The sequence below is a fragment of the Exiguobacterium sp. s141 genome (assembly GCF_018618085.1).
Lineage (GTDB): Bacteria > Bacillota > Bacilli > Exiguobacteriales > Exiguobacteriaceae > Exiguobacterium > Exiguobacterium mexicanum_A.
Genome location: NZ_JACSLJ010000004.1, coordinates 34164 through 47796, shown reverse-complemented (window position 1 = coordinate 47796; position 13633 = coordinate 34164). Strand labels below are relative to the sequence as shown.

The following is a 13633-nucleotide window of genomic DNA, read 5'->3' as shown; positions in this document are numbered from 1 at the left end:
TTCGTTACCCGTATGTGTTGACGGGGATATCTTTATAGTCGTCTTCGTCCGAATCTTTTGATTTGGACTTTTTATTTTTCTTATAGTTTTTCTCGTACTCACGTTCGCTCGGCGTTTTGAAGAAACGTTGCCAAGTAGCGTTGATTTCTGAGCCAATCAAAATGATCATGCCGGTCAGCTGGAGCCAAAGCAACGTGACGATGATTCCTCCGAGTGAGCCGTACGTCGAATCGTAATTGCCGAAGTTCGAAACGTACAGGCTGAAGCCGAGGGAGACGAGCTGCCAGGCGATGACGCCAAAGATCGCACCTGGAATCGTGCTTTTCCAGAACACGTGTTGCTGCGGGGCGATTTTATAGAAAATTGACAGCGTGAAAATCAAGATGACGGTCGTCAACACGTAGCGGAACACGTTGATCAAGATGACGTCGGCCCCCGAAATCGGGATGAAACGGGCCACGAAATCGATGATTTGCGAACCGAATACGTTCGAGACGATGAGCAGTAACATGCCAACGCCGAGTAATAACGTCAACCCGAGGGCGATGCCTTTGCTGACGAAGAAATTACGTTCGTTATCTTCCCCGTACGCGTGAATCGCCATATTGATCAAGCGTTCAACCCCTTTAGCCGCCGACCAAATGGCTAAAATCGCACCGATTGAGAGGAGTCCGCCGCGCGGTTCGCCGATGGCGTCGAAGATACCGGTCAAAAATTCAGTCGCGGCCGCCCCGGGCGCCAAGTTGTTCAACTGCTCTTGGAACGACGCCTGAGAAATGTCAAAGAACGACAGCAATGCGAGAATGAAGATGATACCCGGGAAAATCGATAAGAACCAAAAAAAAGCGAGTGTCGCGCCGTAATCTTGAACATCATGTTCTTTGAAGCGACGAAGCAACTCTTTCCCGAAGGCGAACCAATTCTTTTTTTCTTTTACTTCTGTAGTATCCATATATGTGCCTCCTGAACGTTATCGTTAGAAACGTTCTTTCCCGAAATGTCAGGAGGCTACACATGAAATCAGTCTTCGGCCAGCGTTTTATTGAAAAATCGCTCGGCTTCGTTCGACAGCAAGTCGGCGAGTGACGGTGGTCGTACCGGTAAATGGCTGAGCGCGCTTCGTTTCACCCACATCGGCGTATACGATCCGTTCGTTTGCTCTGCTTGAAATTCTTCACCTGTCCCGGTCCCGAACTCACCACCGGTCATCCGGGCCCAGTAGTATGGGTTCAACTCTCCATTGAAGGCGACATGTGCGGCTACGCCTTCAAGTTCGACGTGGACGCCGAGCTCTTCGAACGCTTCACGGACGGCCGTCTCTTCAGCCGTATGACCGAATTCGACACCACCGCCCGGAAATACATAATACAAAAGGTTTTCTTTCTCTCGGCGAATGAGCGCGACTTCGTCATGTTCATTCACGAGGATGATGGCACTGCGTAATTTCGTTCTGACCAATGGAATCGTTCCTTTCGATTTCGTATCGTGAACAAAACGCATCGACTCGCGGCCGATGCGTTTTGGTTAATCTGTTGCTGGTTGTTCAAGTGAGGCGTACATGTCAGGTGTCAGGCCGTTATCGTGCGAGGCGATGACTTTCCCAGCGACGCGCATCCCGAGTCGGAGCGCATCTTCAATCGGGTGACGTTTCATCAACTCAGAGATGACAGCAGAGAAGAATGAGTCACCCGCACCGGTCGAGTCGGCAACTTTCACTTTCGTCGTCGGGACGTGACCTTGTTCATTCGTGCGTAAGTCGACATAGACGGCGCCGAGCTCACTCATCGTGACGATTGTGAGCGGAGCTCCTTTCATCGCGAGCACTTCGGCGACGCGTAACGCATCGTCCACTGTGACGATGGACATATCAGACAAAATCTCCGCTTCTTCGCGGCTACAGATGAAGCCGGTGAAACCTTGAAGTAAATGACGGTTCCGTTCAATCACCGACAGATGACCGCACACGCCATACAGCGGAAGCTTCATTTCGCGGCACAGTTCAATGGTCTCGTTCAATACATTGACCGACAAGTCGAGGTCAATCGCGACCGCCTCACTTTCAGCGAACACCGTATCGATGCGACGGAGGATACATTCTTCCATCATCGCTTCGTCCGGTTGCTTAGAGATTGACGTTTGCAGGTCACCGTTGTTATCCATGACGGCAAGCCACATGCCCATCCCATTGTCATCGAGCAAATCGACGTGATCGACGTTGACGTTCAAACCGCGGAGTTCTTCGAGAACACCCATCCCGATTTGATCGTTCGTCACGGTCGACACGAAACGGACGTCATTCCCGAGAACACCTAAGTTTTGGGCGACGTTTCGGCCGGTCCCACCGTTCGAGAACGCGATGTCACCGACGTTCTTGGCATCTTTATGAAGCGGGGCGAACGAGGTTCCTTTAATATCGACAAACACCTTGCCGATTACTGCAATCGTATTCATATACTGTACCACCTTTAGCCAATCTTCCTATCAGTTCCGGTCTCATTAGACACATTGTTTCAATTATAGCGAAATTACTAACGGCTTTCAACGACGGTTTGAATGAGTGTCGAATTTTGTCATTCCCACGAGGTGCTGAGCAAACGAAGCCCGTTCAAGATGACGAGGATGGTCGATCCTTCATGGCCGACGACCGCGAACGGCATGACGAGCAGTTCGAAGATGTTCGTCGCGATCAACACGAGGATGACACCTAGGGCAAACACGACGTTTTGGAGGACGACGCGATTCAATTTACGGGACTGTTTGATGGCCGAGCTCAACCGACGGAGGTCGTTTTTCATTAAGACGACGTCGGCCGTCTCGAGGGCGGCGTCTGTCCCTTCACCCATGGCGATCCCGACATCGGCTGTCGCGAGGGCAGGGGCGTCGTTGATGCCGTCGCCAATCATGCCGATGCTACCGTATTCTTGTTTTAATTGTTTAATCTGCTCGACCTTCTCTTCTGGGAGACATTCGGCGATGTAACGGGTCAACCCGGCCTCAGTGGCGATGGCGCGGGCTGTCGCCTCGTTATCGCCCGTGATCATGATCGTCGCGATACCGAGATGGTTGAGTCGTTCGATCGCTTGTTTGGCTTCAGGGCGCAGTGTGTCCCGGAGCGCGAACGCTCCAATCGTCTTCGCTTCATCGCTGACGAACACGAGCGTATGGCCGGCAGCTTTTAAACGTTCGACATCGTCGCGGAAGAAATCTCCGCTCAGATCGGCGAATTTTTGTTTGCCGACCCGATAGGCGACACCATCGATCGTCGCTTCAATCCCGGACCCGGTCACGTCTTTGAAGTGTTCCATCGTTCCTGTGTAGTTCCCTGTGAATTGGACGAGCGCTTCGGCGAGCGGGTGCATCGAATGTTCTTCAATCAAACTGACGATGCGATAGACGTGCTCTTTCTCAACGGTTGGATGGATCAATGCCGATTGGACTTCTGGTTTACCGATTGTAAGCGTGCCGGTCTTATCGAAGGCGATTGCTTTCAAACGGCCCATGTTCTCGATGTGAACGCCGCCTTTGAACAAAATTCCATGTTTGGCGGACGAAGCGATGGCGGCGAGTGCGGCCGGAGTGATGGCTGCGACGAGGGCGCACGGCGAAGCGACGACGAGTAAAATCATACCGCGGTAAATACTCGTCTCAAGCGACCACGGCGTCAACACAGGTCCGAGCAAGATGATTGCGGTGACGGAGACGAGCACGACTTGAACGTAGCGTCCCTCGTACCGGTCGATGAACTGGGCGGACGGTGATTTTTCTTCTTGCGCTTGCTGTACCATTTGAATGATTTTTTGGAACAACGTTTCCGTGGCGAGTTTTGTCACTTCTAATGTCAAGACACCGTTCAAGTTGACGCTTGAGCCGTATACCTCGTCACCGACGTTTCGGTCGACTGGAATCGATTCACCGGTGATGGCGGCTTCCTCGATCGAGGCACTGCCTTTCAAAATCCGACCGTCGACCGGGATGCGTTCGCCGGGTCTTACGTAGATGTGGTCTCCGACGCGAAGGTCGTCGATATGGACGACCTCGAGGCCGTCCGAAGCGTTCAATCGCGTCGCTTGTTCAGGTTGCAGTTCCATTAATGACTCAAGAGCGCGTTCGTTTTTGTTCATCGTGTACGTCTCGAGTGCACCGGACAAAGCGAAAATGAAGATGAGGATGGCACCTTCCATCCAATAGCCGATGGCCGCGGCGCCGATGGCCGCGATGATCATGAGCAGTTCGACGTTCAACGAACGGGTTTCCCACGTATCGGTCAGACCTTCTTTCGCTTTGGCATATCCGCCGATTAAAAAGGCGGTCAAATAGAGGGTGACGTAGAGCGCAGGAGCTCCGTCTTGTCTTTCCGCGATATATGCGAGTACAATCAATACACCACTGATGAGCGCCATGATGAGCTCGATATGTTCGAACCAGTTGGCCCGTTTGAAGACGTGGCTTTTTTCCTGTGTGACGGTTGATGTGTTCATGTGAGCACCTCTTTCTAAATGAGAATATATATCAGTTAAATGATAATGATTGAGGATGATTATCATTATCTATTGTTGATATGATTGGATTTAATACTAGTTTCGGCTCATAACCTTATTTATAATGATTATCATGTAAGTCTATTTTAGCACCAATCGTAATAACTCACAAACTAAAAGATTAAGGAGTTTTTGTGTCATGCAAAATGTATTTCAACGTCCTTGGACGGTCACGTTCCTCGCGCTATTCAACACGTTTTTATGGGGGAGCGCGTTCCCGTTCATCAAACTGAGCTACGAGGCGCTTGATATTCAAGAGCACGAGTACGGCCAGCAGTTGTTTTTTGCCGGCGAACGCTTTTTATTGTCCGGACTGCTCTTGCTCGTGATTAGCCGCCTCGTCTTCAAACGGCCGATTCGATTAAACGCGGAAAAGTTGAAGGCGTATGCACATTTAGGGGCATTTTTGACATTCTTACAATATTTGTTCTTTTATATCGGGCTTTCCATCTCGACCGGGGTGCAAGGTTCGATTATCGCGGGATCGACCTCATTCTTCCAAATGGCGCTTGCCCATTTCCGTTATGAGGATGACCGTCTCAACCGGTTGAAGGGGATTGCCCTCACACTCGGTTTCTCTGGGATCGTCATCGCCAACTGGCCGACAGCGCACGCAGAGATAGGATTTGGGATTGGCGAGATCTTGCTCATTATGGCGATGATCTCAGGAGCGTTCGGGAACTTGATTGCGAAAGACTACTCACGCGCACATGATGTCGCCCCGATGACGGCTTGGGCGATGGTATTCGGCTCGCTCGGTCTTCTCGTCGTCGGCTATGTGCTCGCGCCAGGGGATGTGTTCCTTCCTTACACGGTCACGACGCTTTTCTTCTTGCTGTATCTCGCGCTCTTGTCTGCAATCGGGTTCACGTTATGGAACACACTCATGAAATATAATCCGGTCAGCCGGGTATCACTTTATATGTTTTTTGTTCCCTTATTCGGTGTCGTCTTATCGAGCGTTTTACTCGGTGAAACGATCCCGTGGAACGCGCTTGTCGGATTATTGTTCGTCATCGCGGGCATCTATCTCTCGACTTATTTCCAGGGGCGAGTCAACCGTTCGGCCCGTTGATCAAACAAAGCTGACGCACGGTTGACGGAATCTTGTTCCCATGGCAAAATATATTAAAAATTCTGAATTCTTTCAGTTGAAAATCGGTCTTCGTTGTAAAGACTTGCGTGCGAATCTGATAGAAGGGAGGATTGTGCCATGGCAAGAAATCCGATTGTCCGAAATATACTCATCTCGCGTCAACCACGGGACGAGTATGTCAAATACGTGATGAAGTGCGTAAGTCGCGGATTGAAGGAGCATCACGACCAAGTGGACGCGCGTGCCACGAGGCAAGGGGAGGACATCCAGACGAAGTGGCATATCAATGATCGCGTCATTGAAGTCACAATCAAGTCGGACGTGCTGGCCTCACTAGAGACAGAACCGTTCGCGCTCGATGAAGTGTTCATGCGCGCGTTCGAACGAAACGACGTTCGTCTCGGTCCAATCAAGGAATGAGTGATACGAAAAAGGGTGAGTCTCCGTTGAGACTCACCCTTTTATGCATCAATCGGCTTCGCTTTCGCTGTGAACAGACTCACAGCCAAGATGCCGAGAATAAGTGTGTACATCAAGAAATACACTTCTTTCGGTAACGCAATCCAAAACGCGCCAATCATCGGTCCGCTGATCGAACCGACGCTGAACGAGATGCTATAGAGCATATTGCCGGTCGGTAACAACGAACGTGGCAACACTTCTGTCATATGAGCCAAACCGAGCGAATACGTGGAGCCGAGACCGGCGCCGGCAAGAGCGAACAAGACGAGCAGCCAGGCGTAATGCTCGACGGCGAGGTTGGCGACGGCGAAGACGAGCGTTCCGAGCGTCAACACGATTTGCAGGATGCGTTTCTTCCCGAAGTGATCGGCGAGGCGACCGAGCGGTAACTGGACGATGATCGAGGCGACGATGAACGTCGTGATGAGCGTACTCGTCTGTGTCAGCCCGATGTCGTTGCGGACCGTGAAAATCGGTAAGTTGGCATTCAAGCTCGCCTCAAGGAACCCGTATGTAAAAGCAGGTAAGAGCGTATATCCGCCGCCGATGAGGACGAGGCGGATGCGTCCTTTCGAGTCGGTCTTCACTTTCTCAGCCTCAGGGTACTCGTTGTCGACCTTGAAGATCAAGAACAAGGATGCGAGACAGAAGACGATCAAGACGAGGAACGGCAGCCAAAAGTGGAGGTCGACGAGCGGGGCGATGAGCGGGCCGACCGCGAATCCGAGGCTGAACGCCATCCCGTAATACGCCATCGCCCGGCCAAGACTTCGCTTCTCGCTCGCAGACGTGACCCACACTTGGGATCCGTAATGGAGCGCCGAATCCCCAAATCCGATGACGAAACGCATGAGTGCCCACATGAGCAGTGACGGCCAGAGCGGCAAGAAGAACGTGGCAAGCGCCGTCAAGACGATGCCGAGGACGATGGTCGGCCGAAACCCGTACTTGCGGACGAACCGTTCGAGTAGCGGCGCAGAGACGATGACGCCCAAGTAGAGCATCGTCGCATTCAACCCGTTCAACCAGGCCGGGTTGCCGTCCCGTTCGATGAGCGTCGACAAGAGCGGGATGAGCGCGCCTTGAATCAAACCAGAAATAAAGACGACGAGTAATAAAATCGAAAACCGAAATCGTTGCATAATTCACCTCATACTCAAATAGTAAAAAGCTGAGAAGGGTCTCAGCTTTTTGGTTCGTCAATTGGTTGAGGTACATGATTCAAGTGTAAGAGTTCATCATCCCAACTGCCTTGACTGAATACTTCATCACGGTCTACTTTGTCTGAAACGAATGCGGCTGTCAATAAGATGCTGAGCACACCACCGAAAATGATGATGGCCATGACGGTGATCATGAATACATAGATGGCTGTCATCTTTAAACACCTCGATTCAGGTTATATACTGAACATTTCCCGAAACAAAACAATTAAAACGGCTCGGCGACACGTTCTTGAAAGTTCACGTCCGGGTAATACGCTTGCTTGACGAGCGCGTTCGGTCCGAGACACTTGACGGCGGGGCAGTGGCATGACAGTGTGGCGTTCAGACTGCTGTTCGTCCACGCCTCATACGCGTCTTGGAACGAGGTATCATACAGTGTGCCGAGCGTGCCGAGCTCGTCTCCGAAGTCGGTGACGATAATCTGGCCATCGAAGATATTCGTGTTGAGGCGTGAGCGGCCATCTGGGTCGTTCCGAACGGTGACGTTCTTCGCCTCGTGGAGTCGTTTCAGCAAGGCGCGGTCCTCTGGTGCGTCGGAGCAGGCATAAAACGGCAACGTCCCGAATAACATCCAGACGTTCTCGTCCCGGACATCGAGCAGGTCATGAATCGCCTGACGGGTGTCGGCAAGCGATGCCGACTCGAGCGCGCTAGCAAAGTCTGCGGGGTACATCGGGTGAACTTCGTGACGCTGACAGCCGAGTGCGACGATCTCTTCATGGATTTCTTTCAAGTGCGGGATCGTCCGTTTGTTGATCATCGTCTCGGCGGATACGATGATGCCTTCGGAGGTGAGCGCCCGGGCATTGTCTTTCATCGTCTGAAGCATCTTCAACCGTGCCTCGACGCTCGGTTTCCGGTCCATCATCGCGAAACCGCCCTCTAAGAAATCGGCGTCTGTGCCCCAGTTATGCGAAATGTGCAAAACGTCGAGGTAAGGGGTAATAAGATGGTAGCGAGAGAGTGGGAGCGTCAAGTTCGAGTTGATTTGTGTCCGGGCGCCACGCTCTTTCGCATAACGCAAGAGCGGGACGACATAGTTCCGCACCGACTTCATCGACAGCATCGGCTCGCCGCCCGTGATGGAGAACGCGCGCAAATGCTCGATCTCATCAAGGCGCGAAATCAATAGGTCGAGCGGGACTTCAGGTTCTTCCGTCTGATCGAGCATATAGCCGACCGCGCAATGTTCGCAGCGCATATTGCATAGCTTGGTCGTCGTCACTTCGATGTTCGAAAGGACGAGGCGACCGAACTCGGTTTGATCGAGGTAGGCTTCCCATGGATCAAACGTTGTCGAGATGTTTTGCATATCAATTCCACCTTTTCATCAAGTCACACGAAATAGTATGCTATAATAACAACTCTTTGTCACGAACCAAAGGAGCGATCACGAGATGGGTAAATCACGAACGGATACGGCAGGAAAAATGAACGTGTTAAAATCGAGAACGGAATTACTGTGCTTATCAGTCAATACGTTGGACGAATTCACGACGCCAGAGGATTTGCATCGATTGTTAGCTGATATTGATTCCTTACGTGCGAAAGTCGTACGTTACGCCAAAGATTTAGAACAAGTATCTCGAAAGGATGAAACACATTGAAACTGATCGTAGGAGAATACACTAGCGCCCAAGCCGAACGGCTAGGCATTAACGGAGAGGGCATCGCGACGATTGATCGGATGGTCATCTTCATCCCAAACTTATTACCAGGCGAGAAGGCGAAAGTCGAGATTACGCGCGTCGAACGGAACTACGCCGAGGCACGCGTCATCAAGCGCGACAACGATTCACCGGACCGGGTCAAACCACCGTGTCCGATTTATGACGAGTGTGGCGGTTGCCAGATTCAACATATGAGTCCGCGCCTACAGATGGACTATAAAGAAGAAATCGTCCGCAACGCCTTCCGTCAGAAGACGAAACTGAACGTCGACAAGTCGGATATCCGTGCGACGAAAGGGATGGACAACCCTTGGTACTACCGCAACAAGTCGCAATTCCCGCTCTCGACACGCCGCGGCGAGATCGTGTCGGGTCTCTACAAACCGAACACAAACGAACTCGTGCCAATCGAACACTGCATGGTACAGCAGCGCGACACGACGAACATTAACAACGCCATCGTCCGTATTTTGAACGAGCTCGACATCCCGGTATACGATGCGCGCCGTGACGTCGGTTTCGCCCGTACCGTCATCGTCCGCTCAGGCTACAAGACAGACGATGTCCAAGTCGTGCTCGTCGTCGGGAACGAGGACGTCCCGCGTTTAGATGAATTGAGCGATCGCATCATGGCGTTACCGAACGTCGTATCGTTCCACATTAATATCAACTCGAACCGTTCGGGTGTCATCTTCGGTTACCGTACGGTCCATATCGCCGGTCAAGACAAGATGGACGAGCAACTCGATGACGTCCATTACCACTTGTCACCGCGCGCGTTCTTCCAGCTCAACCCGGCTCAGACAGAAATCATGTATCGTGAAGTCGTCGAGGCGGCTGGACTCACGGGCGAAGAGCGCGTCATCGATGCGTACGCCGGTGTCGGTTCAATCGGGCTATGGCTCGCGCCGCACGCAAAAGAGATCCGTGGGATGGAAGTCGTCCCGGAAGCGGTCGAAGATGCGAACGCGCACATGCGTGAGAACGGCTTCAGCCATGCGACTTATGTCGAAGGCCGGGCCGAACATTGGATCCCGCGCTGGGTGAAAGACGGATGGATTCCAGACGTCATCGTCGTCGACCCGCCGCGCACAGGGGTCGATCATCAACTGTTGAATGCGATGATCTCATCGAAAGCGAAACGCATCGTGTACGTGTCATGTAACCCGCAGACGCTCGCGCGTGACGCGGATCAACTCATGAAAGCCGACTATAAGATCAACTATATCCAGCCGTATGATATGTTCCCGCAGACGGCGCACGTCGAGTCAATTGTCGTCTTCGAGAAGAAGAAAAAGAAAAAGTATTGACGGGGTTGTGAAAACGCTTGCAAGAACGGCGTTTTCACGTTATAGTTCAGATGTCAGACTTCTTTGATAAACGTTAAGAAGCGGAGGAACATCAGATGATCCCACAAGAAAAAGTGAACGAGCTTGTCCATAAAGCGATTGATGTACGGTCGCGCGCCTATACTCCTTATTCGAAGTTCAACGTCGGGGCTGTCGTCATCGACGAGACCGGCAAAGAGATCTCAGGTTGCAACGTCGAGAACGCTTCGTACGGCTTGTCGATGTGTGCAGAACGGACTGCCATCTTCAAAGCGGTATCGGAAGGCAGCAAGGCAATCGAGACCGTCGTCGTCGTTGGCGACACGGACGGACCAATCTCGCCATGCGGCGCTTGCCGTCAAGTTATCGCCGAGTTTGCCAGTGACGACTTTACATTGATTCTCGCGAACATGGCCGGGGAGACGAAAGTGATGACGAAAGAAGAGATGTTGCCTTACGGCTTCTCGCCAAGCGATTTAACATAAAAATGCGGACGAATTTCGTCCGCATTTTTATTTATTGCCCTCATATTTTTTCTCGCTGACCGAGTCATCCTTCGAGTGCCGCTTTTGTTTCTCATCTTTCACTTTCTGGTTCAGCTCTTCTACCGGGATCGGGTCGACAGTTTCCATCCCTTCCTGGTCGAAGATGCTCTCCTTGTCAGTATCGACGGCATCCGGATTATCAAACGGTCGCTTGGACGTATCTTTTGACTGTTTCATCTTCATCGCCTCCTTGTCTTGACTGTTATTCCACTTCCTGAATGGGTGTAAACGCTTTAGAAAATGGGTTTCGATTTCGCAGAACAGTGGAATTATCCGTACATAGTGACTAAGGAGGGGTATTCGGATGGATAAGAAAGTATTGATGGGAATCGTGCTCGGGGTAGCCGGGGCCGCGCTCGTCGCACCAAAAGTAGCGGCACTTTTGACTCAGGACCGAGATGACGATACGTGGAGCAAGATGGACAAGATGGAAAGTGTCGATTCGGATAAGGATGAGGCGGAGGAAGGCCTCACTCAACTCGATTCGAACTATCGGGCCGAGTGGCAAGCGAATGGTTATCCACAGACGCACGCCGAGCGGGAACGTCTCATGAATGAATCAGATGACGCCTATAAAGGCAAAGACATATAAAAAAGACAGCCGCGGCTGTCTTTTTTATATGTCTTCGTCCGGCAAGAGCGGCAATGTGAGCGTGACGGTCGTTCCGTTGCCAACTTCTGAAGTGAAGTGCATTGAGCCGCCATGGCGTTCCATGATGTGTTTGGCGATGGCGAGGCCGAGCCCGGTCCCGCCATCTTCGCGTGTGCGTGACTTATTGACACGGTAAAATCGCTTCGTCAATTGATCGAGATCCTCTTTCGGGATACCCCGACCTTCGTCCCGAATCTCGGTGACGGCATTGTCGGCGGTCGCATATGTCTTCACATGGATCGATTTCCCGGCTTCGGTGTAGCGAAGAGCGTTGTCGAGCAAGTTTCCAACGACTTGCTCGAGGCGGTCGTGGTCCCCAAGAATGATCAAGTCGAAATCGAGGTCCGTCTCAATCGTGACGCCTTTCGCCCCGGCAATCGGCTCGAAACGGTACAGCACATCTTCGAGCACTTGCGAATAGACGACCGGTTCTTTCGTCATCGGATATGAGTCGCGTTCGAGTTGGGCCAAGTCGAGCAAGTCGTTGACGAGCCGTTGCAAGCGCTCCGTCTCATTCTCGATGATTTCGTAATATTGGTTTTTCGTTTTCTCGTCGAGCGACGGGTCTTGGAGCATTTCCGTATAGCCCCGAATATATGACAACGGTGTCCGCAATTCATGACTGACGTTCGCCAAAAATTCTTTCCGTTGCTCTTCGACGAGACCGAGTGACTCGGCCATCCGGTTCAGCGTCTCGGCGAGCTCGCCAATCTCGTCATCGTAATAAATCGGGATACGGTGCGAGAAGTCGCCTTTGGCATATACTTGCGAGGCTCGTTTCATTTGTATGAGTGGCTGAATGATCGTATCGATAATTTGCGTCCCGAAGATGAGCAAGTTCACGATCATCAAGATGAGCAAGAACGTGATCATAAGCCGAATCGGTTGGAACGGCTCACTGATTTTACTTAACTCCATATATAGGATGAGCGCATTATCGAGCTCGCCGTCCCGGATGAGCGGGAAGGCGGACATCAGGATATCCACATCCTCGGTCGGATGTTTACGGGTGACGGAGATCGCGTAGCCGTCTTGCAGTTTGGCGAGGTCTTGTTCCCGTAAAAACGTCTTGCCTGAGCCGAGACTGTCTTCCCTGACCGACGAGAGGAACACTTTCGTCTCGGTCAGTTCGTTCGTGTACGTCATACTGTCCGAAAACGCGTCAGAGAAGCCGTCCGCCTTGTAGATGGTGACGAGCTTCTCTCCGCGGTTGATGAGCAGTTCTTCCTGCGTCTGAATATAGAACTTGTCGTATAAGTAAAACGTCATGATGATGAACACGAACGCGGAGAAGAGGCTAGCGGTCCAGATGGTGATCCAAATCCGCTTCCGGATCGTGTATTGCTTCATACGGTCGCCTCGAACTTGTAGCCGATCCCCCAGACGGTTTGAATGTAGCCACCTGCTTCACCGAGCTTGAGGCGAAGCGTCTTGATATGCGTGTCGACCGTCCGAAGGTTACCGTGGTACTCGGTGCCCCAAATTTGATCGAGCAACTGTTCACGTGAGAATACTTTCTCTTCATTCGTGATGAACAAGTAGAGCAAATCGAACTCTTTGCGGGTCAAGTTGACCGTTTTGCCTTTCACGCTGACCGCACGGCCATCGATATCGATGGACAAGACTCCGGTATCGAACGTCGCTTCTTGTTCTTTCGAGAAGTTATGCGTCCGACGAAGCGTTGCTTCGATGCGGGCAAGCAGCTCGCGCGGACTGAACGGCTTCGTGATATAGTCATCCGCGCCGATCTTCAAGCCATGGATGCGATCGAGTTCTTCTGACCGGGCCGTGAGCATGATAATCGGGACGTTCGAGAACTCGCGGATGCGCATGCACGCCGTGAGGCCGTCGAGTTCAGGCATCATCACGTCGAGCAGGACGAGGTGGAACGACTGTTCTTTCAATAAGTCGATTGCCTCGAGGCCGTTCGTGGCTGTGACGGTCTCATATCCTTCCTTCTCTAAGTTCGAAACGAGTAAATCCCGCATTTGTTCTTCATCATCGGTCACTAAGATGCGAAACGTTGGTTCTGACATTGGGCATTCTCCTTTACAAAACGGTTAACGAGGCTGTGTGATAATTCCCTCATACCTCTATCATACCTATCTCTCCGAAT

At 51.8% G+C, this 13633-nt stretch carries 16 protein-coding genes; 6 read left to right on the top strand and 10 right to left on the bottom strand.

Annotation, left to right across the window (positions count from 1 at the left end):
• Positions 1–4 precede the first annotated feature (4 nt).
• The 4 genes from KNP74_RS10215 to KNP74_RS10200 form a co-directional block, all read right to left on the bottom strand.
• Entirely contained in the window at positions 5–952 is a 948-nt protein-coding gene (locus KNP74_RS10215) for a YihY/virulence factor BrkB family protein (protein ID WP_138859927.1), read from the bottom strand.
• Between the two features lie 68 nt (positions 953–1020).
• Positions 1021–1458 carry an NUDIX domain-containing protein gene (locus tag KNP74_RS10210; RefSeq protein ID WP_034781346.1) on the bottom strand — a complete coding sequence of 146 codons (438 nt, stop codon included), beginning with the start codon at positions 1456–1458 and terminating at the stop codon, positions 1021–1023.
• A gap of 66 nt (positions 1459–1524) precedes the next feature.
• Positions 1525–2451 (bottom strand): carbohydrate kinase family protein, encoded by a 927-nt coding sequence (locus KNP74_RS10205; RefSeq protein WP_034781033.1) that lies wholly within the window; start codon positions 2449–2451, stop codon positions 1525–1527.
• A gap of 119 nt (positions 2452–2570) precedes the next feature.
• On the bottom strand, positions 2571–4478 hold the full coding sequence (locus KNP74_RS10200) for a heavy metal translocating P-type ATPase (protein WP_214764203.1): 1908 nt from the start codon (positions 4476–4478) through the stop codon (positions 2571–2573).
• 199 nt (positions 4479–4677) lie between these two features.
• Between KNP74_RS10200 and KNP74_RS10195 the strand changes: the two genes are divergently transcribed.
• On the top strand, positions 4678–5613 hold the full coding sequence (locus KNP74_RS10195; RefSeq protein ID WP_034781029.1) for a DMT family transporter: 936 nt from the start codon (positions 4678–4680) through the stop codon (positions 5611–5613).
• Positions 5614–5751: 138 nt separating this feature from the next.
• On the top strand, positions 5752–6054 hold the full coding sequence (locus tag KNP74_RS10190) for a hypothetical protein (protein ID WP_128123764.1): 303 nt from the start codon (positions 5752–5754) through the stop codon (positions 6052–6054).
• Between the two features lie 41 nt (positions 6055–6095).
• Here the strand turns inward: KNP74_RS10190 and KNP74_RS10185 are convergent, their stop codons facing one another.
• From KNP74_RS10185 to yfkAB, 3 genes are read right to left on the bottom strand one after another with little or no spacing between them, the layout of a single operon-like run.
• Positions 6096–7238: an MFS transporter gene (locus KNP74_RS10185; RefSeq protein WP_034781020.1), complete on the bottom strand. Its 1143-nt coding sequence runs from the start codon at positions 7236–7238 to the stop codon at positions 6096–6098.
• A gap of 41 nt (positions 7239–7279) precedes the next feature.
• Complete coding sequence (locus tag KNP74_RS10180; protein WP_021067771.1) at positions 7280–7474, bottom strand: hypothetical protein; 195 nt, start codon at positions 7472–7474, stop codon at positions 7280–7282.
• A 53-nt stretch (positions 7475–7527) separates the two neighbouring features.
• A complete protein-coding gene (yfkAB, locus tag KNP74_RS10175; protein WP_214764202.1) occupies positions 7528–8634 on the bottom strand; it encodes a radical SAM/CxCxxxxC motif protein YfkAB in 1107 nt (368 codons plus the stop codon).
• Between the two features lie 85 nt (positions 8635–8719).
• Between yfkAB and KNP74_RS10170 the strand changes: the two genes are divergently transcribed.
• The 3 genes from KNP74_RS10170 (at position 8720) to KNP74_RS10160 (ending at position 10805) form a co-directional block, all read left to right on the top strand.
• Positions 8720–8929 carry a hypothetical protein gene (locus KNP74_RS10170; RefSeq protein ID WP_016510454.1) on the top strand — a complete coding sequence of 70 codons (210 nt, stop codon included), beginning with the start codon at positions 8720–8722 and terminating at the stop codon, positions 8927–8929.
• Positions 8926–10302 carry a 23S rRNA (uracil(1939)-C(5))-methyltransferase RlmD gene (rlmD, locus tag KNP74_RS10165; protein ID WP_034781018.1) on the top strand — a complete coding sequence of 459 codons (1377 nt, stop codon included), beginning with the start codon at positions 8926–8928 and terminating at the stop codon, positions 10300–10302. The genes KNP74_RS10170 and rlmD overlap by 4 nt, the downstream gene beginning before the upstream one ends.
• A 95-nt stretch (positions 10303–10397) precedes the next feature.
• Complete coding sequence (locus tag KNP74_RS10160) at positions 10398–10805, top strand: cytidine deaminase (RefSeq protein WP_214764200.1); 408 nt, start codon at positions 10398–10400, stop codon at positions 10803–10805.
• Positions 10806–10832: 27 nt separating this feature from the next.
• Here KNP74_RS10160 and KNP74_RS10155 read toward each other — a convergent pair whose 3' ends face one another.
• Positions 10833–11042, bottom strand: a complete 210-nt coding sequence (locus tag KNP74_RS10155; protein ID WP_034781015.1) for a hypothetical protein — start codon at positions 11040–11042, stop codon at positions 10833–10835.
• Positions 11043–11169: 127 nt separating this feature from the next.
• On the opposite strand from KNP74_RS10155, the gene KNP74_RS10150 reads away from it, so the two are divergent.
• Entirely contained in the window at positions 11170–11457 is a 288-nt protein-coding gene (locus KNP74_RS10150) for a hypothetical protein (protein ID WP_034781013.1), read from the top strand.
• A gap of 24 nt (positions 11458–11481) precedes the next feature.
• On the opposite strand, the gene KNP74_RS10145 is transcribed toward KNP74_RS10150, so the two are convergent.
• Positions 11482–12867: a sensor histidine kinase gene (locus KNP74_RS10145; protein WP_034781011.1), complete on the bottom strand. Its 1386-nt coding sequence runs from the start codon at positions 12865–12867 to the stop codon at positions 11482–11484.
• Entirely contained in the window at positions 12864–13553 is a 690-nt protein-coding gene (locus tag KNP74_RS10140) for a response regulator transcription factor (protein WP_021067764.1), read from the bottom strand. Before KNP74_RS10140 ends, KNP74_RS10145 begins: the two co-directional genes overlap by 4 nt.
• Positions 13554–13633: the final 80 nt, after the last annotated feature.

Excerpts from the sequence above, each read along its gene's own strand:
- KNP74_RS10180 (WP_021067771.1), bottom strand. The coding sequence starts at position 7,474 with ATGACAGCCATCTATGTATTCATGATCACCGTCATGGCCATCATCATT.
- KNP74_RS10200 (WP_214764203.1), bottom strand. The coding sequence starts at position 4,478 with ATGAACACATCAACCGTCACACAGGAAAAAAGCCACGTCTTCAAACGG.
- KNP74_RS10155 (WP_034781015.1), bottom strand. The coding sequence starts at position 11,042 with ATGAAACAGTCAAAAGATACGTCCAAGCGACCGTTTGATAATCCGGAT.
- KNP74_RS10170 (WP_016510454.1), top strand. The coding sequence starts at position 8,720 with ATGGGTAAATCACGAACGGATACGGCAGGAAAAATGAACGTGTTAAAA.
- KNP74_RS10205 (WP_034781033.1), bottom strand. The coding sequence starts at position 2,451 with ATGAATACGATTGCAGTAATCGGCAAGGTGTTTGTCGATATTAAAGGA.
- KNP74_RS10195 (WP_034781029.1), top strand. The coding sequence starts at position 4,678 with ATGCAAAATGTATTTCAACGTCCTTGGACGGTCACGTTCCTCGCGCTA.
- KNP74_RS10215 (WP_138859927.1), bottom strand. The coding sequence starts at position 952 with ATGGATACTACAGAAGTAAAAGAAAAAAAGAATTGGTTCGCCTTCGGG.
- KNP74_RS10160 (WP_214764200.1), top strand. The coding sequence starts at position 10,398 with ATGATCCCACAAGAAAAAGTGAACGAGCTTGTCCATAAAGCGATTGAT.
- KNP74_RS10185 (WP_034781020.1), bottom strand. The coding sequence starts at position 7,238 with ATGCAACGATTTCGGTTTTCGATTTTATTACTCGTCGTCTTTATTTCT.
- KNP74_RS10140 (WP_021067764.1), bottom strand. The coding sequence starts at position 13,553 with ATGTCAGAACCAACGTTTCGCATCTTAGTGACCGATGATGAAGAACAA.
- yfkAB (WP_214764202.1), bottom strand. The coding sequence starts at position 8,634 with ATGCAAAACATCTCGACAACGTTTGATCCATGGGAAGCCTACCTCGAT.
- KNP74_RS10150 (WP_034781013.1), top strand. The coding sequence starts at position 11,170 with ATGGATAAGAAAGTATTGATGGGAATCGTGCTCGGGGTAGCCGGGGCC.
- KNP74_RS10190 (WP_128123764.1), top strand. The coding sequence starts at position 5,752 with ATGGCAAGAAATCCGATTGTCCGAAATATACTCATCTCGCGTCAACCA.
- KNP74_RS10145 (WP_034781011.1), bottom strand. The coding sequence starts at position 12,867 with ATGAAGCAATACACGATCCGGAAGCGGATTTGGATCACCATCTGGACC.